The organism is Phytomonospora endophytica, from assembly GCF_014202425.1.
GTDB lineage: Bacteria > Actinomycetota > Actinomycetes > Mycobacteriales > Micromonosporaceae > Phytomonospora > Phytomonospora endophytica.
In genome coordinates this window covers 105,497-129,485 of the sequence record NZ_JACHGT010000011.1, presented here as the reverse complement: position 1 = coordinate 129,485, position 23,989 = coordinate 105,497, and the positions used below count along the sequence as shown (strand labels likewise).

General features: G+C 69.8%; 20 protein-coding genes. 3 read left to right on the top strand and 17 right to left on the bottom strand.

What is annotated here, in order from left to right; genetic code table 11:
- Positions 1–1,653 precede the first annotated feature (1,653 nt).
- Positions 1,654–2,601 carry a transglutaminase-like domain-containing protein gene (locus HNR73_RS24410; RefSeq protein ID WP_184789934.1) on the top strand — a complete coding sequence of 316 codons (948 nt, stop codon included), beginning with the start codon at positions 1,654–1,656 and terminating at the stop codon, positions 2,599–2,601.
- Positions 2,602–2,669: 68 nt separating this feature from the next.
- Here the strand turns inward: HNR73_RS24410 and HNR73_RS24405 are convergent, their stop codons facing one another.
- On the bottom strand, positions 2,670–4,793 hold the full coding sequence (locus tag HNR73_RS24405) for a PhoX family protein (protein WP_239122279.1): 2,124 nt from the start codon (positions 4,791–4,793) through the stop codon (positions 2,670–2,672).
- Positions 4,794–5,016: 223 nt separating this feature from the next.
- Here HNR73_RS24405 and HNR73_RS24400 point away from each other — a divergent pair, with 223 nt between their 5' ends.
- Positions 5,017–6,165 carry an epoxide hydrolase family protein gene (locus HNR73_RS24400; RefSeq protein ID WP_184789933.1) on the top strand — a complete coding sequence of 383 codons (1,149 nt, stop codon included), beginning with the start codon at positions 5,017–5,019 and terminating at the stop codon, positions 6,163–6,165.
- A gap of 4 nt (positions 6,166–6,169) precedes the next feature.
- Here HNR73_RS24400 and HNR73_RS24395 read toward each other — a convergent pair whose 3' ends face one another.
- Both HNR73_RS24395 and HNR73_RS24390 read right to left on the bottom strand, forming a co-directional pair.
- Positions 6,170–6,985 carry an IclR family transcriptional regulator gene (locus tag HNR73_RS24395; RefSeq protein WP_184789932.1) on the bottom strand — a complete coding sequence of 272 codons (816 nt, stop codon included), beginning with the start codon at positions 6,983–6,985 and terminating at the stop codon, positions 6,170–6,172.
- A gap of 347 nt (positions 6,986–7,332) precedes the next feature.
- A complete protein-coding gene (locus HNR73_RS24390) occupies positions 7,333–7,917 on the bottom strand; it encodes a DUF7144 family membrane protein (protein ID WP_184789931.1) in 585 nt (194 codons plus the stop codon).
- A gap of 270 nt (positions 7,918–8,187) precedes the next feature.
- Between HNR73_RS24390 and HNR73_RS24385 the strand changes: the two genes are divergently transcribed.
- Positions 8,188–9,378: an MFS transporter gene (locus HNR73_RS24385; RefSeq protein WP_184789930.1), complete on the top strand. Its 1,191-nt coding sequence runs from the start codon at positions 8,188–8,190 to the stop codon at positions 9,376–9,378.
- 24 nt (positions 9,379–9,402) lie between these two features.
- Here HNR73_RS24385 and HNR73_RS24380 read toward each other — a convergent pair whose 3' ends face one another.
- The 14 genes from HNR73_RS24380 to nuoF all read right to left on the bottom strand — a co-directional run bounded on the left by HNR73_RS24380 (position 9,403) and on the right by nuoF (position 23,988).
- Complete coding sequence (locus HNR73_RS24380) at positions 9,403–9,879, bottom strand: AAA family ATPase (protein ID WP_184789929.1); 477 nt, start codon at positions 9,877–9,879, stop codon at positions 9,403–9,405.
- Positions 9,879–10,889, bottom strand: coding sequence for a polyprenyl synthetase family protein (locus HNR73_RS24375; RefSeq protein ID WP_373316634.1), 1,011 nt, complete (start codon positions 10,887–10,889; stop codon positions 9,879–9,881). The genes HNR73_RS24380 and HNR73_RS24375 overlap by 1 nt, the downstream gene beginning before the upstream one ends.
- Before the next feature lie 177 nt (positions 10,890–11,066).
- Positions 11,067–11,255: a hypothetical protein gene (locus HNR73_RS24370; RefSeq protein WP_184789928.1), complete on the bottom strand. Its 189-nt coding sequence runs from the start codon at positions 11,253–11,255 to the stop codon at positions 11,067–11,069.
- Positions 11,256–11,319: 64 nt separating this feature from the next.
- Positions 11,320–11,667: a type II toxin-antitoxin system PemK/MazF family toxin gene (locus HNR73_RS24365; protein WP_184789927.1), complete on the bottom strand. Its 348-nt coding sequence runs from the start codon at positions 11,665–11,667 to the stop codon at positions 11,320–11,322.
- Positions 11,664–11,924: a hypothetical protein gene (locus HNR73_RS24360; RefSeq protein ID WP_184789926.1), complete on the bottom strand. Its 261-nt coding sequence runs from the start codon at positions 11,922–11,924 to the stop codon at positions 11,664–11,666. Before HNR73_RS24360 ends, HNR73_RS24365 begins: the two co-directional genes overlap by 4 nt.
- A gap of 106 nt (positions 11,925–12,030) precedes the next feature.
- A complete protein-coding gene (nuoN, locus tag HNR73_RS24355) occupies positions 12,031–13,560 on the bottom strand; it encodes an NADH-quinone oxidoreductase subunit NuoN (protein WP_184789925.1) in 1,530 nt (509 codons plus the stop codon).
- Positions 13,557–15,113, bottom strand: a complete 1,557-nt coding sequence (locus HNR73_RS24350; RefSeq protein WP_184789924.1) for an NADH-quinone oxidoreductase subunit M — start codon at positions 15,111–15,113, stop codon at positions 13,557–13,559. Before HNR73_RS24350 ends, nuoN begins: the two co-directional genes overlap by 4 nt.
- Positions 15,110–17,098 carry an NADH-quinone oxidoreductase subunit L gene (gene nuoL / locus HNR73_RS24345; protein WP_184790085.1) on the bottom strand — a complete coding sequence of 663 codons (1,989 nt, stop codon included), beginning with the start codon at positions 17,096–17,098 and terminating at the stop codon, positions 15,110–15,112. The genes HNR73_RS24350 and nuoL overlap by 4 nt, the downstream gene beginning before the upstream one ends.
- Positions 17,099–17,152: 54 nt before the next feature.
- Positions 17,153–17,452, bottom strand: a complete 300-nt coding sequence (nuoK, locus tag HNR73_RS24340; protein ID WP_184789923.1) for an NADH-quinone oxidoreductase subunit NuoK — start codon at positions 17,450–17,452, stop codon at positions 17,153–17,155.
- Positions 17,449–18,252 (bottom strand): NADH-quinone oxidoreductase subunit J, encoded by an 804-nt coding sequence (locus tag HNR73_RS24335; RefSeq protein ID WP_184789922.1) that lies wholly within the window; start codon positions 18,250–18,252, stop codon positions 17,449–17,451. The genes nuoK and HNR73_RS24335 overlap by 4 nt, the downstream gene beginning before the upstream one ends.
- Positions 18,249–18,839, bottom strand: a complete 591-nt coding sequence (gene nuoI / locus HNR73_RS24330) for an NADH-quinone oxidoreductase subunit NuoI (protein WP_184789921.1) — start codon at positions 18,837–18,839, stop codon at positions 18,249–18,251. Before nuoI ends, HNR73_RS24335 begins: the two co-directional genes overlap by 4 nt.
- A gap of 3 nt (positions 18,840–18,842) precedes the next feature.
- Complete coding sequence (gene nuoH, locus HNR73_RS24325) at positions 18,843–20,183, bottom strand: NADH-quinone oxidoreductase subunit NuoH (RefSeq protein ID WP_184789920.1); 1,341 nt, start codon at positions 20,181–20,183, stop codon at positions 18,843–18,845.
- Positions 20,184–20,262: 79 nt separating this feature from the next.
- Positions 20,263–22,671, bottom strand: a complete 2,409-nt coding sequence (locus HNR73_RS24320) for an NADH-quinone oxidoreductase subunit G (protein ID WP_184789919.1) — start codon at positions 22,669–22,671, stop codon at positions 20,263–20,265.
- Complete coding sequence (gene nuoF / locus HNR73_RS24315) at positions 22,672–23,988, bottom strand: NADH-quinone oxidoreductase subunit NuoF (protein ID WP_184789918.1); 1,317 nt, start codon at positions 23,986–23,988, stop codon at positions 22,672–22,674.
- Position 23,989 lies beyond the last annotated feature (1 nt).

Here is a 23,989-nt window from a genome sequence, read left to right as displayed (position 1 = left end):
CGGCTCACGGCTCACGGCTCACGGCTCACGGCTCACGGCTCACGGCTCACGGCTCACGGCTCACGGCTCACGGCTCACGGCTCACGGCTCACGGCTCACGGCTAGCGGCTAGCGGCTAGCGGCTAGCGGCTAGCGGCTAGCGGCAGATCATCCCGCCATGCGGCCCGGCGTCGCGGCGCGGCGGAAACCTTCTCGACGTCCGCGAAACCCCGCATGCGGAAGCAGCCAAGGTGGGAACGCGCCCTCCCGCACGGGTCCGAGTGTGAAGCCCGCCCGCACGCGCCTCGTTGGAGCGGCAGGTTAGGAAGTGCCTCTCCCACAAGCGCCGGGGTGCGCGGAAGCGCGGCCTTTCGCTATCGAGCGCTTTCAGGCCCCTCCCACAAGCGCCGGGGTGCGCGGGCGTTTGGCCAGCACGCGCCGAGCGCAGCTCCCGACTCTCCCGCACGCCGGGGTGAGCGTGGCACGCGAGCAGGCGCAGCAACGTGCTGTGAGCCTCTCCCCCAGCGCCGGGGTGAGCGGCGTGGCCGCCAAGTCGACGCGGCGCTCGCGGCGCCTCTCCCACACACGCCGGAGTGAGCGGCCCCTCCGGGAGGCTCCCGAACGTGGCGCCGCGTCACTCCCACACGCCGGGGTGAGCGCGTTCAACAGGCCGAGCCCGGCTCACGCGACAGGCCTCTCCCACACGCGCCATGGCGCACGGCGTGGCCGCCAAGTCGACGCGGCGCTGGCGGCGCCTGTCCCACCCGCGCCGGGGTGAGCGGTTGTAGGCGACGTGGGTGTAGGTGCCGGCGCCTCTCCCACCCGCGCCACGCTGAGCGCCGCTCCGCGCGGCATCGACCTGCATTGCAGCTCCTCCCCGACGCTCCAGAGTGAGCAAACGGACTGGACGGCCCGGATCTCGGGCAACCTGTCTTCCCCACTCGCCCTCGGATGGGGCAGAAGCCGCCGAGATCCTCGCCGAGGTCTCGCCGTCTTCCCGGCATGCACCAGGATGAGCAGCACGCGAGGAGGCTGCGGCTCTCGACTATCCGGCCTTCCTCGCATGCGCGGGGTTGAACCGCGCAGGCCGTGAACGGCGGCGTCAGTGGCGATGTTTTCTCCGCGTGCGGAGATGGGCCGTTGGGCATCGGCGAGGTCTGGCTCCCCCGCTGAACCTCCGCGCACGCGAGCTAGGAACCGACGCCATCGACGCCACGGCCTTTGGTTTCGAAGTCTTCTCCGCACGCGGGTGGGATCCGGGGATGCGCAATCACCAGGAGGGCAGGGCGCATCTTCGCCGCAGGGCAGGTCCTGGCCTGCGAGGGGCACCCGGCTCACGGCGAGCATCCGGCGCCGACCGCCGACCGCCTCCGCCCTACGGGCTGCAGTGAGAGCACCTCCCCCGCAAGCACCGGAAGGCCCGCTCGCTCCACGTGGGTCCAGGTCGATCCGCCGGGCCGCCCCCGGCCTCGTCCTGGCACGGACGGGACTGAGGCGGCTCCCCCAACAGCGTCGGCCCCGCCCGGCCTCGCACCACGGCGCCCCGCATCGCCACGCACCGCCGTGCCACCTCGCCCACCCACACCCACCCCCTCCTGCCCCCACGCCCTCACGACACCCCCACGCGGTAGGTTCCCTCCCACGCGCAAGCCCTGCGATGAGGAGGTCCCCGAGATGCATGTGCTGAGCCGGCCCGAAGCGGGCTTCTACGGCACTCACAGCGTCGCCACCGACCCCGGCGGTGAGGGCTGGGCGGCCCTCAACTCGCTTGTCGGCTCCCCCGCGGAGCTGGCGGCGTCGGTGCGCAACCTGGTCGTCCACCGCGAGGGCTGTGCCCGCTACGGCTTCACGCTGCCCGACGACCGCCGCAACGAGGCCGAGACGCGCTACGTCTCCGGCTTCCTCACCGTCCTGCGCGGCCTGTCCGGCGACGACGGCCACGACGGCCACGACGGCCCCGGCGACGGCGAAGCCCCCCTCGACCTCATCGCCGAGCGGCGGCCGGAGGCGCGGCTGGCCGGGACGTGTCGTGACTTCGCGCTTCTCTTCGCGGCGGCGTTGCGGCACAACGGGATCCCGGCGCGGCTGCGCTGCGGCTTCATGACCTACGGCGAGGGCGGCCCCGAATTCCGCGGCGACCACTGGGTCACCGAGTACTGGCGCCCCGGCAAGGGCTGGACCCTCGCCGACCCCGAGTTCGGCGGCTACGACCCCGACTTCGACCCCATGGACGTCCCCCGCGACCGCTTCCTCGTCGCGGGCGACGCCTGGCGTCTGTGCCGTGAGGGCAAGGACGACCCCGCGAACTTCGGCGTGCGCATCCCCGACGTCCTCGACCTCACGGGCCTGTCCATGCTCCGCGGCAACGTCGTCCGCGACCTCGCCGCCCTCAACAAGGTCGAGGTCCTCCCCTGGGACGTCTGGGGCCTCGCCGAGCTCGAAACCGAACCCGACGACGCCTCCCTCGCCCTCCTCGACCGCGTCGCCGACCTCGGCTCGGCGGGCGGCGCCTTCGAGGCGCTTCGCGAGGCGTACGAGGAGAACCCGGGCCTGAAGATCACCGCGCCGGTGACGTCGTACACGACCTACGGTGGCGTCCGGATCGTCGAGATTCGCGAATGACGAGGGCGCCCCGGGCGTGAAACCCGGGGCGCCGAGGCACCATGGCAGTGGTGTTCCTTACGGCCGGATCACCGGCCGACGTCGCGCCCGTCGAGGCGCCACGAGCAGACCACGCCGGGCTTGGCGTAGTCCCCGTTCGGCCAGGTCGAGGCAGGGTTGTCCAGCGTGGCCCCGGTGACCTCCCCGGGGTGCTGGACGGCCACGAAAACGGTCTTGTTGTCGTCGTGCACGAAGGGCCCGCAGGTCTCGGCGCCGAAGGGCACCGACAGGAACTGCCGCACGAACCCGCGCTCGGGCCCGGTCAGCGGCACGGCGAACAACCCGTCGTTGGTGCCGAGCGCGTTGCCGTCGGTGGAGATCCACAGGTTCTTGCCCGAGGCGTCGAAGGCGACGTTGTCGGGGCACGAGATCGGCGAGACCTTCGTCTTGTCGAAGCCGGCGAAGAACGTCGCCGGGTCGGCCGGGTCGCCGCACACGATCGGCACGTCCCAGGTGAACGTCTCCGAGGCCTGGTTCCCATTGTCCTCGGTGATCTCGAAGATCTGGCCGTGCTTGTTGAGGTTGCGCGGGTTGGCCTCGTCGGCGCCGGGCTTGCCGGGCTTGCCGCGGTCGGTGTTGTTGGTCAGCGCGGCGTAGATCTTGCCGGTCGCCGGGTTGGGCTGGACGTCCTCGGGACGGTCCATCTTGGTCGCGCCGACGGCGTCGCCCGCCAGGCGCGTGTGCACCAGGACCTGGTCGACGGTCATGCCGGGCACGAGCGACTCGGAGCCGCGCACGATCGGGATCCAGCGGCCGGTGCCGTTGAACTGCCCGTCCGACGGGAGCCTGCCGGAGCCGTCGATCTCGCCGGCACTGGTGTACTCCAGTTTCGCGACGTACAGCGTCCCGCTCTCCAGCAGGCGCAGGTTGTTCTCGCGCGCCTTGCGGCTGTCACCGGGCTTGAACCTGCGGTCGGAGACGAACTTGTACATGTAGTCGAAACGCTCGTCGTCGCCCATGTAGACCACGGCACGGCCGTCGTCGGCGAGGATCGCGTTGGCGCCCTCGTGCTTGAAGCGGCCCAGCGCGGTGTGCTTCTTCGGCGTCGAGTGCGGGTCGTAGGGGTCGACCTCGACGATCCAGCCGAAGCGGTTGGCCTCGTGCGGGTGCTTGGTGAGGTCGAAGCGCGCCTCGACGCGGTCGAAGCGCCGGTTGTCGGCGGCGTGGTGCTTGGTGGTGTCGATGCCGTAGCGCGCCAGGGCGGGCTTGTCGGCGGCCGGAACGCCGTCACCGCCGGTGAAGTACTGGTTGAAGTTCTCCTCGCCCGACAGCACGGTGCCCCACGGCGTGACGCCGCCGGCGCAGTTGTTGAGCGTGCCGTAGGGGTTCCTGCCGCGCGAGTCGGCGGCCGTCTTGAGCAGGGCGCTGCCGACGGCGGGACCGGTGAACTCGAACTTGGTGCCGACGTGGATGCGGCGGTTGCCGCGGCGGTTGCGGCTGTCGGCACGCCACTGGCCGGTCTCGTCGATCCGGCGGAGGGCGACCACGGACAGGCCGTGCGCGGCCATCGCGATCTCGATCTGCTCCAGCGGTGCGGCGTCGCCGCCGAGGTAGGAGCGGAACATCAGGATTTCGTTGGTGTACTCGTGATTGGCGACCAGGATCGCGCGGTCGCGGTCGCGCCCGTAGGGCAGGACGCCGACGAAGTCGTTGTTGTAACCGAACTGGCGTCGCTGGGCCCAGGCGCTCTGGTCGTCGATGTCGAACTCGGGCGCGTCGGCGGTGACCTTGTCGCCCCACTCGATGACGACGGCCGAGTCGTAACCGTTGGGCACGATGACCTTGTCGAGGGTGTTCGGCGGGATCGCACGGAACGCGAGGACCCCATCGTGCTTGCCGTAGGAGGCACCCTGCGCGAGCAGCGGCTCGAAGCCCTCGGCACCCTCGGCGGCCATGGCGGGCGTCGCTCCGGCCACACCGGCCACGCCCGCGCCGATGGCGATCGCGCCGACCGCGCCCGCGCGCAGCACACCGCGGCGGGAGGCGACCGCCTCGTTGACGATGTCACCGAAGTACTCGTTGTCCGACTCGTTGGGCACCGGGTGGTCACAGGCGTTACCGCAACGGAACCGGCACGTCATCGAACTACGGTTGGCGTGCCTGACGTCCTTGGTGAACAAGGGAAGCAGACGACGACGTTGAGGGACGGTCACAGCTGGCTCCTCGCAGAGGGTGGTCGTGATGGCCGCGACGTTAAGGGCCGGGGCCGAAGCTGCGGGGGACCGAAGGTGTCCGGGAGGTTAACGAGCGTGGAGGCCTTTCGAGCTTTCCGGCAAGACGCCCAGGTAGAACGGGTCGCGAACCCTCAATATAGGCGAGGCTAACCTACGCGACCGCGCTTCGCGTGCTCGCGGCCCGGATGGGTATATCCCTGTCATGGACACACCACGCCCCTTCCGCGTCGACGTCCCCGAAGCCGAGCTCGCGTTCCTCCGCGAACGCGTCGCGGCGACCCGCTGGCCCGGGCAGATGCCGGGCGCGGGCTGGTCCCAGGGCGTCGAGGAGGGCCACCTCGCCGAACTCGCCGCGTACTGGGCCGACGGCTTCGACTGGCGCGCGCAGGAGGCGCGGCTCAACGCGCATCCGCAGTTCACGACCGTCATCGACGGCCAGCACCTGCACTACCTGCACGTCGAGTCCCCCGAGCCCGACGCGCTGCCGCTGGTCATCACGCACGGCTGGCCGAGCACCGTCTTCGACTTCCTGGCGATCATCGGCCCGCTGACCGACCCGCGCGGCCACGGCGGCGACCCCGCCGACGCCTTCCACGTCGTCGCGCCCTCCCTGCCCGGTTTCGCGTTCTCCGGACCGACGGGCGAGCCCGGCTGGGGTTCGGTGCGCACGGCACGGGCGTGGGCGGAACTGATGGCGGGCCTGGGTTACCGGCGTTACGGCGCGCAGGGCGGCGACTTCGGCAGCGCCGTCTCCGCCGAGCTCGGCAGGCACGCGCCGGGCGACGTCGTCGGCGTGCACGTCAACGCCCTCGCCGACTCCTCCGCCCCCTTCGACGCCGCGGAACTGGAGAAACTCACCGCCGACGAACGCGAGCAGGCCGAGGACAACGCCGCCTGGTGGCGCGGCCACTCCGGCTACGCCGTGCAGATGAGCACCCGTCCGCAGACGCTCGCCTACGCGCTCAACGACTCACCGGTCGGGCAGCTGGCGTGGAACCTGGAATGGTTCGCCGACTGGGATCCGGGCTCCTCCTGGCAGACGCCCGTCGCGCGCGACGCGATCCTCACCGACGTCACCGCCTTCTGGCTCACCGGGACGGCCGGCTCGGCCGCGCGCCTCTACCGCGAGGCCGCCGGCGAGGTCTGGGGCGAGCGCAGGCCCTCGTCGGGGGTGCCGACGGGCGTGGCGAACTTCCGCGGTGACCGGGCGCTGCGGGGCCTGGCGGAGCTGTCGCACCGGATCACGCGCTGGGCGGACATCGACGCCGGCGGGCATTTCGGGGCGCTTCAGGCGCCGACGGAGCTGGTCGCCGACGTGCGCTCCTTCTTCCGGGTGCTGCGGGAGGGCTGAGCCGTCAGGGCCGTTCCTTGCCGTCTTCGGCCGCGGCGAGCGCGGCGCCGACCTCGCGGGCGGTGACCCGAAGGCGGGCGCGGAGGTCGGGTGCGGCCTTGGGCAGGTCGTCCATCGGGATGGCGCAGGCGACGGTGAGGCGCTCGGTGAGCGGGGCCTCGCGGTTGACGAGGGTGGCGGCGCAGGCGATGCCCTCGCGGTACTGGCCGGTCTCGGTGAACACGCCCTGAGTCGACAGGCGGCTGAGGTCAATCTCGAAGTCGGCGAGGGTCGTCAGGGTGCGCGAGGTGTAGCGGCGCATCCCCGATTCGCGTAGGTAGCCGCGACGTTCTGTGGGCGTGAGCGTCGCGAGGAGGGCCTTGCCGAGCGCGGTCGCGTGGGCGCCGTCGTCGAAGCCGATGATGAGATCCTCGGTGTGCGGGGACAGCTGTCCTTCGGACACCTCGGTGATGGCGACGCGGCCGTCGACGAAGCGCGCGAGGTAGTGGCTGTAACCGGAGTCGGCGACCTGGCGGCGGAGGGCTTCGAGCACTGTGGACGGTCCGCGCATCGTCGCCGACATGTCGCGGAAGCGGTCGGAGACGGCCAGACCCACGGTGAACAGTCCGTGCTCGCCACGGATCAGGTAGTTCTCGTAGGTCAGTGTTCGCACCAGGTGGTACGTCGTGGTCGGTGCGAGTTGCACGCGTCTGGCGATCTGTTTGATCGTGAGACCGCCCCGAGAGGAGCCGACGACTTCCAGGATCCGCAGCGCTCGCGAGACACTCTGAATGAAGTCGGAGGGTTTCCCCTCGTTTCGAGCCTTGAGCCCCCCAGTCACGTCACCCACCTCATGACTTCCGTGGTCTCTTCACCATATGAAGAATCACGCCTTGCGGAAACTACCGGTTGCAGGCAGTTTCGAAGGTATCCGTCGTAGTGTCCGGAAGCAATAGTCAATACGGCGGATGCCTGGCCGGTTGCGTCCCCCACCCCGTAACCGTCCAACCGCGCCTCCACCGAGTGACGGTGCCGGGGAGGCGACAACGTGGCGTACCGCACCCCACCGGCGGTCGCCACAGCCGCCGCGGCGGCGCGGCCCACCCCACCAAGGGTCCGCCGCCGCGGCCTTGCGCACAGGACGGCGGGGCCGGTGATCTCCCCCGGCCCCGCCGTTTCGCTTGTGCCCTAACGGATCGGGCCGGTTCCACCGCTCGTCGGCGGGAGGTCCTGGCCGACCGGGCCGGTCTCGCGCATGTGCTCCTTCATCTCGTCGGCGCCGCCGGGCGCCGGGGTGTTCATCGAGCCGAAGGACGCCTGCTGGTCGTTGCTCCATTCGCGGTGGCGGCCGGCGGCCGGGGGCGGTCCGGCCTCATGGCGCATCGCGCTTCCCATCGAGGCCAGGGCCCAGATGACGAAGACGTCGACGGCGATGAGGAGCATCGCCCACAGTGGCTGGTAGGGCAGCCACAGGAACTGGACGGTCGCCGACAGGACCGCCAGGACGATGCCGACCGCGCGGGCCCACGTCGCACCGGTGAAGACGAAGAACCCGGCGATCAGCGCGAGCGCGCCGATGACGAGGTGGATCCAGCCCCAGGCGGTGGTGTCGAAGCGGTAGAGGTACCCGTCGTCGACGACGAAGTACTCGCCCTTGGCGATCGCGGCGATGCCGAGGAGCACCTGCCACACACCGACCATGATCATCATGCAGCCGGCGAACGTGGCGCCCCCGAGGGCCCATGCGCGGCTCGTACTAGTGCTACTGGTCATCGCGAGCTCCTTTCGGTTCCGTTCTACGCCGTATTGACTGCTCTTGACGGCTTTTCGGGGTAATTGGATGATCGCCACCGGCCACAAGGGCCGCAGGGGCGTGCCGAGGCCCGCCACGGACCCGAGAGGCGTTCGCGTCTCTCCGTGCGCCCTGGCGCGCTCTCAGCGGGCGGCCGGGCACGTAACGGAGTGGTTCCGACCGTTCGGTGCCGCGCATGAGATGGCCCACAGCGCCCGCTACGCCCCGGTTGGCGGGACTACGTTCGCCCCGTGTCCCCCTCCGTCACCCCCACCAGGGCGGGAGTGGCCGCGACGACGGTCACCATCGCCTCGGTCATTCCCGTGTTCCTGGTCGGCGGCCTCTCGGTGCAGATCAGCGACGACCTCGGCTTCACCGCCACCGGACTCGGCGCGGCCGTCGCGGCGAACTTCGCCGTGTCGGCGCTGGTCAGCACGCCCTCCGGGCGGCTCGTGGAGCGCTACGGCGCCGCCGTGGTCAGCCGCGTCGCCGTGCTGCTGTCGGCCGGCGCGATGCTCGGGATCGCCGCGATCGCCTGGAACTACTGGAGTCTGGTGGCGCTGCTCGCCGTCGGCGCCACCGCCAACTCGGCGGGACAGCTGTCGTCGAACCTGCTGCTGTCGCGGCACATCCCCCGGCGGCGGCAGGGACTGCTGTTCGGGCTCAAGCAGGCCGCGATCCCGGCGAGCACGCTCTTCGCGGGCGTGTCGGTGCCACTCATCGCGCTGACCGTCGGCTGGCGCTGGGCCTTCGCGCTGGCCGGGACACTGGCCCTGCTGGCGCTGCTTCCCTTGCGCGACCTGGGAACCGCCGAGGTCCCCAGGTCGCGGAGGAGGGAGGAGCAGGGCCGGCCCACCCCGGCCCTGCTCGTCATCGGCCTCGCGGCGGCGTGCGCGGCGAGCGCGGCGAGCAACTTGAGTCCGTTCCTGGCCGACACCGCCGTCTCGCACGGCCTCTCGCCCGCCGCCGCCGGACTCACCCTCACGTTGGGCAGCGGAGCGGGACTGTGCGCACGGGTCGGTTTCGGATGGCTCACCGATCGACGAGGTGGGGACGGCATGGCGCTGATCGCGACCATGCTGGTTGTCGGGGCCGGTGGACTCGCACTGCTCTCCGCGACTTCACTGTGGACTTTGCCGCTCGGCGCGGTGGCCGGTTTCGGACTCGGCTGGGCATGGCCGGGGATCCTCAACTTCGCCGTTTCCCACACTCACCCCCAGGCCCCCGCCGCGGCAACGGGAGTCACCCAAACGGGCGTATACCTGGGCGGGATGCTGGGGCCGCTGACCTTCGGCTGGGTCGCCGACGGGCACGGCTACGCCCCGGCGTGGCTGATGTCGGCGGGCGTGATGCTGGCCGCGGCGATGCTGATGCTGCTGGGACGGCGGCTGCTGCGCGCGGCGGTCGCGGGGAGGGTCGAGGCGCCGGTTCGAGGGGGCTGAGCGACCGTTCCGGTGGGAGCCGTCCTAGCGCGGCTGAGACCCCACCGCCGCCAGTACCGCCGCGACCACGTCCTCCACCGGCGGCGTCGTGTCGATCTCGACGTCGGCACCACCGCGCAGGAGTGGTTCGACCTCGGCGAGGTTCCGCAGGATGTCGGCGCGCTGCTCGGGCGTCTTCCCATACGGGTTGTTCGTGCGGGCGGCGATGCGCTCCAGCATCACGTCGGCGGGCGCGCTGAGGAGGATCACCCGCTCGAACCTGTCGTAGAACCCACCCTGGTTCACCGACGTCCCCGCGACGAAGACGTCCGGCGTCCCCTCCAGCAGCGCGGCCATGCGGTCTTCGCGCCACATCCAATCGGGCTCGCCGTCGGGTCCGGTGCCCCAGTGGGACCAGTCGTCGCCGTCGGCGTCGACGGTGCGGTGGCCGCGCGCCGCCAGCGCGGCCAGGACCGTCGACTTCCCCACTCCCGACATGCCCGTGAGCAGTACGCGGGCCATCACGCGGTGCGCGACACCATGTACGCGCAGACCGCGTCGAGTGCGCGGCGGGCGGGGACGTCGGGGAGGCTGTCGACGATGGCGCGGGCCTTGGCGCCGTAGGAATCCAGCGTCGCGCGGGCCTGGGCCATGGCCTTCGACGCGCGGAGCAGCGCCAGGGCCTCGGGCAGGTCGGCCTCGGCGACGGGGCCGGCGACGAGTTCACGCAGGCGCGTCTCGGCCGGATCGTCGGAGGCCAGCGCGTACAGCACGGGCAGCGTCGGCACGCCTTCGAGCAGATCGGTCCCGAGCGTCTTGCCCGAGGTGTTCGACTCCGAGGCGATGTCGAGCAGGTCGTCGGAGAGCTGAAAGGCCACCCCGATGACCTCGCCGAAGTCGGAGAGGGCCTCGACGACGTCGGGCGACGCCCCGGCGAAGGTGGCGCCGAAGTGCGCGGAGGTCGCGATGAGCGAACCGGTCTTCTCGGCCAGCACGTGCAGGTAGAACTCGACCGGGTCGGCACCGCGGGGACCCGCCGTCTCGGCGATCTGCCCGGCGACGAGGCGCGCGAAGGTGCCCGCCTGCTTGCGGACCGCCTCGGCACCCAGCGACGCGGTGATGTCGGAGGCGCGGGCGAAGAGGTAGTCGCCGGTCAGGATCGCAAAGGTGTTGCCCCAGCGCGAGTTCGCGCTCGGCGCGCCCCGGCGGACGGGCGCCTCGTCCATGACGTCGTCGTGGTAGAGCGTCGCGAGGTGCGTCAGCTCCATGACGGCGGCGGCGTCGGTGATGCCGGGCGCCGCGGGATCGCCGAAGTGCGAGGCGAGCAGGACCAGCATCGGGCGGAAGCGCTTGCCGCCGGCCAGGATCAGGTGCGCGGCGGCCTCGGCGATGAGCGGGTCGGCGTTGTCGACCGCCTCGCGCAGGCGCGCCTCGACCTCGTCGAGGCCCTGTTGCACGGCGGCCGTCAGCGCCGGGTCGTCGAAGTTGATGTCGACGGGGGCGCTGGAAGGCGTCTGAGTCAAGCTGACCACGGCCTCACCCTGCCATACATATCGCGCATCCTCCCCTTGGCCCCTCCCGGACGTGGTGTGGACAGCCTACGGGGTGCGCGCCAGTCAAGATCACGGCTTCGGGGCGGGTGGGTGGAGGGGTCGTTCCCGTGTGGAGCCGACAGCCCCGGCGGTGGGCCGAACCCGGTTGGAAGCCCGTCAGGCGGCCTCGTTCACGTGGCCGTGACGGGCGGGAAAGGCGAGGACGGGCGTCGGCGCGGTGGCCTCCTCGCACTCCGCGACCAGGCGCTCCACGACGGCCGTGAGGCTCTCGCCGTCGTTGGACACGGCGAGCGCGGCGATGCGCTGATAGAGGTCGGCGGGGATGTCGATCGCGAAGGTCTCCATGCGTGGTCCAACGAGCGAGGCGGGGGTGGCGTGACTGGGTGTCGCGGATTGGACACGGAACGGTCTACGCGGCGACCATCTTCTTCAGCCAGAAGGTGATCTCGCGCCGCTCGGCCTCGACGAGCATCCCCAGCGGAAGATCATCTTCGAGGCGGTCGGTCGACAGTGTCCTCGGCTGCTCGGTCATGGCGAAGCTCGGTTTCGCCAGGCCGCTGTCCGGGGAGAAGACGGGCACGTGGTGGGTGAGGCCGCGGTCCGTCGTGGTCAGCGGAACGAATATGGCCATCTGAATCGGGAACCGGCAGTGCAGGGCGCTGCCGACCACGACCCCCGGCCGAGATCCGCCCTGTTCGTGGCCGACGGGTTCCCCGAGATCGACGTACCAGACCTCCCAGGGCCGGATCCGGCTCAACGCTCCACCTCCGACAGGTGACGAGCCGCGTCGGCGGCCGCCGCACGTTCCCACTCGCGCGTCTCGGCCAGGTAGTCCGCCCACGCCTCCGGGTCCTCCTGCAGCTTGGCGTACTGATCCATCACCTGCTTCTCAAGGTGCTCGTCGATGAGGCGTTCGAGGGTGACGGCCAGTGTCGCGCCTTCGTAATCTTCCCGAGCGACCTTCGCGATCCGGTCGCGGAGTGCCGTGTCGATCTTTATCGTCGTCATGCCCATACCAACGAGCATGACATACCAGGGTGACTGTCCTCAGTGCGACAGTGAAGTGGCGCACAAAAAACCGCCCGGCCCCCAACGGGACCGGGCGGTTTCGAAGAACCCTCTACTTCGCCAGGAACGGCCCGGCGTCGGCCACGATGTCCAGCAGGAAGCTCGGCGCCACGCCCAGCACGAACGTCACCGCCACGCCCGCGAAGATCACCGCGCGGGTCAGCATGCTCGGCACGGACACCGTCGGCGTCTCCTCACCGGGCGGGTTGAGCCACAGCAGGACGACGACCTTCAGGTACGGGAAGGCCAGCACGACGCTCGACAGCACGCCCACGATGACCAGCACGCTCTGGTCGGAGTCCCACGCCGAGGAGAACAGCGCGAACTTCGACGTGAAACCGGAGGTCAGCGGGATACCGGCGAAGCCGAGCATCAGGAAGGTGAACAGCGCCGAGAACAGCGGCGAGCCCTTCCCCAGCCCGGCCCAGCGCGACAGGTGCGTCGCCTCGCCCTCGGAGTCACGGACCAGCGTCACCATCGCGAAGGCGCCCAGAACCGAGAAGCCGTAGGCGATCAGGTAGAACAGGCTCGACCCGACGGCCCCGTTGAGGGACACCACGCCGACCAGCAGGTAACCGGCGTTCGCGACCGACGAGTAGGCCAGCAGGCGCTTGATGTCGGTCTGCGCGACGGCCAGGATCGAACCCACCACCATGGTCAGGATCGCCACCGTCGCCAGCACCGGCTGCCAGTCCCACGCGGTCGTCTCGAAGGCCACGTTGAACACGCGCAGGAGCCCGCCGAAGGCCGCGGCCTTCGTGCAGGCCGCCATCAGCGCGGTCACCGGCGTCGGCGCGCCCTGGTAGACGTCGGGCGTCCACACGTGGAACGGGACGGCGGCGGCCTTGAACAGCAGGCCGATCGCCAGCAGCGCCAGGCCCGCGGCGAGCAGGATGCCGCTCTGCTCCGACTGGAGCACGCCCTCGCGGATACCGGTCAGCGACACCGTCCCGGCGTAGCCGTAGAGGAGGGCGACGCCGTACAGGAAGAACGCCGAGGCGAAGGCGCCGAGCAGGAAGTACTTGAGCGCGGCCTCCTGCGAGATGAGGCGGCGGCGGCGCGCCAGGCCGCAGAGCAGGTACAGCGGCAGCGAGAAGACCTCAAGGGCCACGAACATCGTCAGCAGGTCGCCCGAGACACAGAAGAGCATCATCCCGGCGATCGCGAACAGCGTCAGCGGGAAGACCTCGGTCGCGCCCGGCTCGCGCTCCTGGCGCTTGTCGCCGTCGGAGTTGGCCGCGTGGGCCGCCTCGGCGACGAAGGGCCCGCCGCGCTCCAGCCGGCGCTCGGCGATCAGCCCGAGCGAGACGATCCCGAGGATGATGATCGCGCCCTGCAGGAACAGCCCGGGGCCGTCGACGGTGACCGCGCCACCGATCGTGGTGATCTCCAGGTCGCGGTTGACGATGATCGCCACGAGACCGGCGACGAGGCCGCCGATGGTCAGCGACACCTGGATCACGAAGCGCCAGCCGCGGGGAGCGAAGGCCTCGACGAGGATGCCGACGCACGCCGCCCCGAACACGATCAGCATCGGGAGGAGGGCCGCGTAGTCGATCGCGGGCAGTTGGATGTCGTTCACTTCTCAGCTCCGGTTGCGGCCGTAGGTGCCGGGTCGGAAACCCCGATGTCCGTCATGGTCGACGAGACGGCGGGCTCGATCACGTCGAGCAGCGGCTTCGGGTAGACGCCGAGCGCGATGATCAGCACGACCAGCGGCGCGACGACGACCTTCTCCCGCAGGCTCAGGTCCTTCTTCATGGGCGCGAGCTCGGCCAGCTTCGGGTTCAGCCTGCCCTGCATCGTCCGCTGGTACATCCACAGGATGTAGGCGGCGGCGAGGACCATGCCCAGCGCGGCGAGGATCGCGACGGTCTTGTTCACCGAGAAGGTCCCGATCAGCACCAGGAACTCCGAGACGAACGGCGAGGTGCCCGGCAGCGCCAGCGACGCCATGCCGGCGATGAAGAAGACGCCCGACAGCAGCGGCAGGGCCTTGCCCGCGCCGCCGAAGTCGGCGATGCTCTGCGAACCGCGGCGCTGCACCAGGAAGCCGACCACGATGAACAGCAGGCCGGTGGCCAGCCCGTGGTTGACCATGTACAGCACCGAACCGGTCGCGGCCTGCGAGCTGAACGCGAAGATCCCGATGCCGATGAAACCGAAGTGCGAGATCGACGTGTAGGCGACCAGGCGCTTGAGGTCGGTCTGCCCGACGGCCAGCAGCGCGCCGTACAGGACACCGATCAGCGACAGCGCGATGGCCAGGGGCGCGAAGTACTTCGACGCCTCGGGGAACATCGGCAGGCAGTACCGCAGGATCCCGAAGGTGCCGACCTTGTCGAGGACGCCGACCAGCAGGGCCGCGGCACCCGCCGGGGCGGCGCCGCCGGCGTCGGGCAGCCAGGTGTGGAACGGGAAGAACGGCGCCTTGATCGCGAAGGCCGCGAAGAAGCCGAGGAACAGCCACTTCTGCAGGTCGCCGGGGATCCCGCCGCCCTGCGCGAGGGCCACGATCTCGTTCCAGTCGAAGGTCGCGTGGCCGAGGCCGTCCTTCGCCGTCACCCACAGGCCGATGACCGCGGCGAGCATGAGCATGCCGCCGACCAGCGAGTACAGGAAGAACTTGACCGCGGCGTACTGCCTGCGCGGGCCGCCGTAGGACCCGATGAGGAAGTACATCGGGACCAGCATGACCTCGAAGAAGATGTAGAACAGCAGCACGTCGGAGGCCGCGAACACACCGATCATGGTCGCTTCGAGGGCGAGGATCAGCGCGAAGAAGGTCGGGACGTTGCGGCGGCCGCCGGTCCCGTCGTCGTCGGCGTCCTTCCACGACGCCAGGATCACCAGCGGCACCAGCACGGCCGACAGGCCGATGAGGACCAGGGCGATGCCGTCGACGGCGAAGCTGAAGCGCAGGCCCCACTGCGGGATCCACGGGTAGGACTCCGACAGCTGGAGCCGGTCGCCGCCGGCCTCGAAGGCGAAGGCCGCGGCGATGGTGAAGCCGAGAACGATCACCGAGACGACCAGCGCGACGATCTTCGCCGTCTTCGGTTTGTGCTTCGGAACGAACGCCGTCACCAGAGCCCCGAGGAGGGGGATGACGACCATGAGCGACAGATACTTCATCCGAGCCTCACCGCCAGCAGTGCGGCCACGATCAGGAACGCACCGGAAAGAATGGACAGGGCGTAGGTCCGCACGTAACCGGTCTGGAGCCGGCGGAGCCTGCCCGACCCGCCGCCGAAGGCCGCGGCGAGACCGTTGACGATCCCGTCGACGCCCCGGTTGTCGACCCACACCAGCGCCCGGGTGAGCAGGCGCCCGGGCAGTTCGAAGACCAGCTCGTTGAAGCGGTCGGCGTACAGGTTGTTGCGCGCCGCCCGGACCAGGTGCGTGCGGGCGGGCTGCTCGACCAGCGAGGTGCCGCCGCGGAAGAGGAGGTACCCGAGCGCCACACCGAGCACGGTGACCGCGACGGTGGCGATCGTGACCTGCGTGTGCGTGAGGTGGGCGTGGCCCTCCTCGTGCTCGCCGAAGACCGGGGTCAGCCAGTCCACGACCGAGGTCGACATCAGCCAGCCGGCCGCGACCGAACCGACGGCCAGGAGCATCAGCGGAACCGTCATGATCCACGGGGACTCGTGCGGGTGCTGGATGTCGCGCCCGTCCTCGGTCCGCGCGATCGCGGCGCCGTGCGCGTCGGCGTGGGCGCCGTGCGCGTCGGTGGCCGACGCGGCGTGGGCGCCGCCCTCGCCCTCCTTCTGCCAGCGGGGGCGTCCGTGGAACGTCAGCACGAACAACCGCGTCATGTAGAAGGCGGTCAGCCCGGCGCCGAGGAGTGCGGCCGAACCGAACAGCCAGCCCGTCCAGCCTTCGCGGTTGAACGCCGCGAGGATGATCGGGTCCTTGGTGAAGAAGCCCGACAGCGGCGGGATGCCGATGATCGCCAGGTAGCCCAGCCCGAAGGTGGCCCAGGTGATCCGCATGTACTTCCACAGTCCGCCGAAGCGCCGGATGTCCTCCTGGTCCTTCATGCCGTGCATGACCGAACCGGCGCCGAGGAACAACCCGGCCTTGAAGAACCCGTGCGCGAGCAGGTGGATGATGCCCAGCGCGTAGGCGCCGCCGCCGAGGCCGACGGCGAGGAACATGTACCCGATCTGCGACACGGTCGAGTAGGCCAGGACGCGCTTGATGCCGTCCTTGGCGCAACCGATGACGCACCCGATCAGCAGCGTCAGCGCGCCGATCGAGACGACCACGGTCTGGGCGGTCTCGTTGGCGTTGAAGATGACCTGCGAGCGGGCGATCATGTAGACGCCGGCGGTGACCATCGTCGCGGCGTGGATGAGGGCCGACACCGGGGTCGGGCCCTCCATCGCGTCGGGAAGCCAGGTCTGCAGCGGGAACTGGCCGGACTTACCGCAGGCTCCGAGCAGGAGCAGCAGGCCCATCGCCAGCAGCACGCCCGCCGACACCGTCTGACCGGCCTCGGACGCGAGGACGCCGTTGAAGACGTCGGCGTAGTTCGTGGTCCCGAAGGTCGCGAACATCAGGAAGATCGCGAGGGCGAAGCCGACGTCGCCGACCCGGTTGATCAGGAAGGCCTTCTTGCCGGCGGTCGCGGCGGCCGGGCGGTCGGACCAGAAGGAGATCAGCAGGTACGAGGCCAGGCCGACACCCTCCCAGCCGGCGTAGAGCATCACGTAGTTGTCGCCGAGGACGAGCAGCAGCATCGCCGCGACGAAGAGGTTGAAGTACGCGAAGAAGCGGCGGCGGCCGGGGTCGTGGGACATGTAGCCGACGGCGTACAGGTGAATCAGGAACCCGACACCGGTGATCAGCAGCACGAACACGGCCGTCAGCGGGTCGAAGAGCAGCCCGACGCTGACGTTGAGGTCGCCGATGTGGATGAACTCGAACAAATCAACAGACAGTGACTTATTCCCTGTGCCATCAATCCCTCGCAGCTGGAGGAAGTATGTGACGCCCAGGACGAAACTGGCCAGGACCGAGGCCACGCCCAGCCAGTGTCCCCACTTGTCGGCACGGCGCCCGAGCAGCAGCAGCACCGTCGCGCTCAGGGCCGGGATGGCCACCAGCAGCCACATCGACGACAGTGCGCCCGTTGCCGGGGCGTAGGTGATCGAATCCACTGTGTCCTCTTAGTACTTCAACAGGTTCGCGTCATCGACCGAGGCCGACCGGCGGGAGCGGAAGATGGACATGATGATCGCCAGCCCGATCACGACCTCGGCCGCGGCGACGACCATGACGAAGAACGCCATGATCTGCCCGTCGAGGCTCCCGTTGATCCGGGCGAAGGTGACCAGCGTCAGGTTCGCCGCGTTGAGCATGAGCTCGACGCACATGAAAACCACGATCGCGTTGCGGCGGACGAGCACGCCGACCGCGCCGATGGTGAACAGCACCGCGGCGAGGATCAGGTAGTAGTCGGGAGTCACCGGATCTCTCCGTCCTGTTTGTTCCCGTTGGTGGCCTTGGGCCGGGCCTCGGTGAGGGTCAGCTCGCGGGCCGGGACGACCTTGCTGACGCTGCGCTCGGTGAAGGTGCCGTCGGGCAGGATCGCCGGGGTCGCCACCGAGTCGGAGGTCGCGAACACGCCGGGGCCGCTCTTCGGGCCGGGGTAGTTGCCCTTGGTGAAGCGGTTGCGCGACAGGACCTTCTGGTCGAGCTTCTCGCCGGGCTTCTTCTCGATGTGCGCCAGCAGCATCGCGCCGATCGCCGCGGTGATCAGCAGCGCCGAGGTGACCTCGAAGGCGAAGATGTACTTGGTGAACAGCAGCTTGGCGATGCCCTCGACGTTGCCGTTGGCGTTGGCCTCGTCGAGACCCTTCGCCGTCACCGAACCGACCCCGCGGGCCAGTCCGGTACCCAGCAGCATCGCGAAACCGACGCCGAGGATGACCGCGGCCAGCCGCTGCCCGCGCAGGACCTCGATGAGGGAGTCGCGGGTGTGGCGGCCGACGAGCATGATCACGAAGAGGAACAGCATCATGATCGCGCCGGTGTAGACGATGATCTGGACCATGCCGATGAACGGCCCGGCCTGCAGGACGTAGAAGACGCCCAGCGACAGCATCGTGCACACCAGCAGCAGCGCCGAGTGCACGGCGTTGCGGGCCAGGACCATGCCGATGGCCCCGCCCAGCGCGATCGGCGCGAGGATCCAGAAGGTGACTGCCTCACCGGTCGGGACGGTGTTGTCCGCGGCCAGCAGGGCGCCCTGCGCGAGGAGGCTCATCGGTGTTCTCCCGTACGACGCTCGCTGCCCGCGCCCGGAGCGTCGTCGACGGGACGCCCCTCGGCGCCCTTCGACATGCCCGGGTTCTCGGGGCCGCTGATGTAGTAGTCCTTCTCGGAGTTCCCGAGACGCATCGCGTGCGGGGGCTGCTCCATACCGGGCAGCAGCGGCGCGAGCAGCTGCTCCTTGGTGAAGATCAGGTCCCGGCGGTCGTCGCGGGCCAGCTCGTACTCGTTGCTCATGGTCAGCGAACGGGTCGGGCAGGCCTCGATGCACAGTCCGCAGAAGATGCAGCGCGCGTAGTTGATCTGGTAGTCCCCGGCGTAGCGCTCACCCGGCGAGAAGCGGTTCTCGTCGGAGTTGTCGGCGCCCTCCACGAAGATCGCGTCGGCGGGGCAGGCCCAGGCGCACAGCTCGCAGCCGATGCACTTCTCCAGGCCGTCGGGGTGACGGTTGAGGATGTGCCGGCCGTGATAGCGGGGCGCGACGGCCGGGGGCTTCTCGGGGTACTCCTCGGTGACGACCTTCTTGAACATGTGCGAGAAGGTGACGCCGAAGCCCGCGGCGGACTTGGGGAGAATGCTCATCTCCTAGCCCTCCTCTCCGGTGGTGTCGGTCTTCGAGTCGGTACCCACGGAGGCCTTCTCGCGGGTGGCTTCGATCTTCTTGGTGCGCGGCGACGGCGGGACCTTCAGGTCCAGCGGCGGTACGGGGAACCCGCCGAGGCCCAGGTCGGCCGTGGCCGGTTCGACGTACTGCTTGCGCCGTGGGTAGAACAGGATCACCGCGCCGGCCAGCAGGACCACACCGCCGATGACGAGGGTCTTGGTGGTGCCGTTCTCCTGCTGAGTGCTGACCCGGACGCCGGCGACGACGAGGATCCACACCAGGTTCAGCGGGATCAGGACCTTCCAGCCGAGGCGCATGAACTGGTCGTAGCGCAGGCGGGGCATGGTGCCGCGCAGCCACACGAACACGAACATGAAGACCCAGACCTTGCCCAGGAACCACAGGATCGGCCACCAGCCGGTGTTGGCCTCGCCCCAGATGGAGATCGGCCACGGGGCACGCCAGCCGCCGAGGAACAGGGTCACGCACATCGCCGAGACGGTGAACATGTTGATGTACTCGGCGAGGAAGAACATCGCGAACTTCAGCGAGGAGTACTCGGTGTGGAAACCACCGACGAGCTCCGACTCGGCCTCGGGGAGGTCGAAGGGCGCGCGGTTGGTCTCACCGACCATCGAGATCATGAAGATGATGAAGCTCGGCAGCAGCAGGATCGCGTACCAGCCGGGCACGTTGAAGTTGAGCTCCATGCCTAGGAGAGACAGCTGGATCGGCGGGTTCTCGCCCTGCGACATGACGATCTCGCTCGTCGACATCGACCCCGACAGCATGAACACCGCGACGATCGACAGGCCGAGCGCGACCTCGTAGGAGATGACCTGCGCGGCCGAGCGCAGCGCGCCCAGCAGCGGGTAGGTCGAGCCGGATGCCCAGCCGCCGAGCACGATGCCGTAGACGCCGAGGCCCGAGCAGGCCAGGACGACCAGGACCGCGACGGGCACGTCGGTGATCTGCAGCGGCGACCGGACGCCGAAGATGCTCACCTCGGGACCGAACGGGATCACCGCCCAGGCCGTGAACGCGCACATGATCGAGATGATCGGCGCGATGAAGTACACCGCCTTGTCGGCCAAGGTCGGCATGATGTCTTCCTTGAGCGCCAGTTTCAGCGCGTCGGCGACACTCTGCAGCAACCCGAAGGGGCCGTACCGGTTGGGACCGGGACGGTGCTGCATCCGGCCGACGACCCGGCGCTCGAACCAGATCATGAGGATCGTCGAGACGATCAGGAAGACGAAGACCGCGAGGATCTTGATGATGACCAGCCAGAACGGGTCATGGCCGAACGCGTCGAGGCCCATCAGGCTCCACCTTCTTGCGCAATTCGGTCGCCCGGACCAGCTGTGGTCAGGGGGCGAGCTCCGTACCGCTCTTCCCTCATCACGCCGTCCCTCCAACCGAGGCGATCGAAACAACAGAACCCGCGGTGACCCCGAGCGTGCGATTCACGCCGGAGCCCGGGGAGTTCGTCGGCAGCCACACGACACCGTCGGGCATCTTCGTGACCTTCAGCGGCAGCGTGATCGCGCCCGCGTCGGAACCGACCGTCACGCCCTGACCGTCGGCCGCGCCGACGGAGGCGGCGGTGGCCGCCGACAGCCGCACCACGGGGGTGCGGGCCGTCCCGGCCAGGTTCTCGTCGCCTTCCTGCAGGCTGCCCGCGTCGAGCAGGTGGTGCCAGGTCGCCAGAACCGCCTCGCCGTGCCCGGGAAGCGTCGCCGAACCGGCCGCGACCGACGGGCGCGCCGCGCGCGTCCCGGCCTTCGGCAGGCCCGCGAGCTGACCGCGCACGGTCCGCACGTCACCGGTGTCGATCTTGGCGCCCATCAGCGCGGCGATCGAGTCGAGGACCCGGCCGTCGGCCATCGCGCTCGAATCGAGCACCGCGTCGAAGACGCGCAGGCGGCCTTCCCAGTTGAGGTAGGCACCGGCCTTCTCGACCGCCGGGGCGATCGGGAACACCACGTCGGCCCGCTGTGTCACCGCGCTCGGGCGCAACTCGATCGACACGACGAAGTCGGCGGCGATCAGCGCGGCCTCGGCGGCCTTCGGGTCGGCCAGGTCACGAGTCTCGACGCCCGCGACGACCAGGCCCGACAGCTCGCCGCCCGACACCGCGGCGATGATGCCGTCGGTGTCGCGGCCCTCGCGCTCGGGCAGGTTCTCGACGTCCCAGTAGGCCGCGAGGTGCGCTCGGTCCTCGGCGCTGGCCGCGAGGCCGCCACCGGGGAGCAGGTTCGGGAGGACACCGGCCTCAACCGAGCCGCGGTCACCCGCCCGGCGCGGAACCCACGCGAGCTTCGCGCCGGTCGTCCGCGCCAGCTTCGCCGCCGCGCTCAACGCGCCCGGCACCGAGGCCAGGCGCTCGCCGACGAGGACGACCGCGCCCGGAGTGCGCAGCGCGTCGCCGACCTCGCTCGGCCCGAGGAGGGACTCGATCAGTTCGGCCTCGCCGCCCGGGACGGTCGGCAGGAGCGTCCCGCCGATCTTCTCGGTGCCGCGCGTGGCGTAGGGCGCCACGACGTAGGCCGACAGCCCGTTGTTCTGGTTCGCCTTGCGCAGGCGCAGGAACAGGATCGGGCACTCCTCTTCGGCTTCGAGGCCGAGGAGGAGGACGGTCGGGGCCGTCTCGATCTGCTCGTAGGTGACACCGCCGTTGCCGGGGTTGACGCCGACGACCGCGTGCGCGAGGAACTCGGTCTCCTCGGCCGACAGCGGCCGGGCCCGGAAGTCCACGTCGTTGGTGCCGAGGGCGACGCGCGCGAACTTCGCGTACGCGTAGGCGTCCTCGACGGTCAGGCGACCGCCGGTCAGGACACCGACGCCCTTCGACGCCTTCGCGGCGGCGAGACCCTCGGCGGCCTTGCGCAGCGCCTCGGGCCAGCTCGCCTCGCGCAGTTCACCGGACTTCGCGTCACGGATCATCGGCTGCATCAAACGGTCGTTGGCGCGGACGTACTGGAAGGCCCAGCGGCCCTTGTCGCAGTTCCACTCCTCGTTGACCTGCGGGTCGTCACCGGCCAGGCGGCGGGTGACCTTCCCGCGACGGTGGTCGGAGCGCTGCTCGCAGCCCGCCGCGCAGTGCTCGCACATGCTCGGCGAGGACACCAGGTCGAAGGGCCGGGCCTGGAAGCGGTACTGCGCGCCGGTCAGCGCGCCCACCGGGCAGATCTGCACGGTGTTGCCCGAGAAGTAGGACTCGAAGGGCTCGTCCTCGTAGATGCCGACCTGCTCCAGCGCCGAACGCTCCATCAGCTCGATGAAGGGATCGCCGGCGACCTGCTTGGAGAAGCGGGTGCAGCGCGCGCAGAGCACGCAGCGCTCGCGGTCGAGGAGGACCTGCGAGGAGATCGGCAGGGCCTTCTTGTAGGTCCGCTTCTGCTCCTCGAAGCGCGTCTCCGTGCGGCCGGTCGACATGGCCTGGTTCTGCAGGGGGCACTCGCCGCCCTTGTCGCAGACCGGGCAGTCGAGCGGGTGGTTGATCAGCAGGAACTCCATGATCCCCTTTTGCGCCTTCTCGGCGACCGGGGAGGTGTTCTGCGTCTTGACCACCATGCCGTCGGCGACGGTGACGGTGCAGGAGGCCGCGGGCTTCCGCTGGCCCTCGATGTCGACCAGGCACTGGCGGCAGGCGCCGACCGGTTCGAGCAGCGGGTGGTCGCAGAAGCGCGGGATCTCGACGCCCACCTGCTCGGCGGCGCGGATGACCAGGGTCCCCTTGGGGACGGTCACCTCGATGCCGTCGATGGTGAGCGTTACCGTGTCGGTCTTTTCAGGAGTGACGGTCATTTAGTGCGCCCCAACCAGGTCGGCTTCGTTGAGCAGGGGACGGCGGTGACCCTCGATGTAGTCGAGGTAGTCCTGCTTGAAGTACTGGAGCGAGGACGTCACCGAAGACGTGGCACCGTCGCCGAGACCGCAGAAGGACCGGCCGAGCAGGTTGTCACAGGTGTCCAGAAGGGTGTCGAGGTCGGCGTGCGTGCCCTTGCCCGACAGGATGCGGCGGTAGGTCCGCGTCATCCAGTAGTTCCCCTCGCGGCACGGCGTGCACTTGCCGCAGGACTCGTGCGTGTAGAACATGAGCCAGCGGTAGGTGGCGTACACCGGGCAGTCGCGGTCGGAGAAGATCATCGTCGCGGTCGTGCCGAGGATCGAGCCCGCCTTGGCGACCCCGTCGAAGTCCAGCGGGACGTCGAGGTGGTCGGCGGTGAGCATCGGCGTCGAGGAACCGCCGGGCGTCCAGAACTTCAGGTTGTGCCCGGGGAGCATCCCGCCGGCCAGCTCGATCAGCTCGCGCAGGGTGATGCCCATGCCACACTCGTACTGGCCGGGGTTCTGCACACGGCCCGACAGCGAGTAGATCATCGTCCCGGCCGAGTTCTCCGAACCGAGCGATTTCCACCAGGCACCGCCGTTGAGGACGATGTGCGGGACCGAGGCGATCGAACCGACGTTGTTGATGACCGTCGGGCAGCCGTACACCCCGTGCGTCGCCGGGAACGGCGGCCGCAGGCGCGGCTGGCCCCGGTAGCCCTCCAGCGAGTCGAGGAGAGCCGTCTCCTCACCGCAGATGTAGGCGCCGGCACCGGAGTGGATCACGATGTCGAGGTCGTGTCCCGAACCGAGGATGTTCTTGCCCAGGTAGCCCTTGGCGTAGGCCTCCTCGACGGCGTTGCGCAGCCGCCGCGCGGCGTGGATCGCCTCCCCGCGGATGTAGACGAAGGCCTTGTTCGAGCGGATCGCCCAGGTCGCGATGATCATGCCCTCGATCAGGGCGTGCGGGTCGTTCATCATCAGCGGGAGGTCCTTGCAGGTCCCCGGCTCGCCCTCGTCGGCGTTGACCACGAGGTAGTGGGGCTTGCCGTCGTTCTGCGGGATGAAGGCCCACTTCATGCCGACGGGGAAGCCCGCGCCGCCGCGACCGCGGTGACCGGAGTCCTTCATGAACGCGATCAGGTCGTCCGGGTCGGACTTCAGCGCCTTGCGCAGCGCCTGGTACCCGTCGAGCTGCTCGTAGGTGTCGATGCGCCACGCGTCGGGCGACAGCCACCGCTTGGTCAGGACCGGCGTGAGCTTCGCCAGCAACTCTGGCCGTGGGCTCGTCATT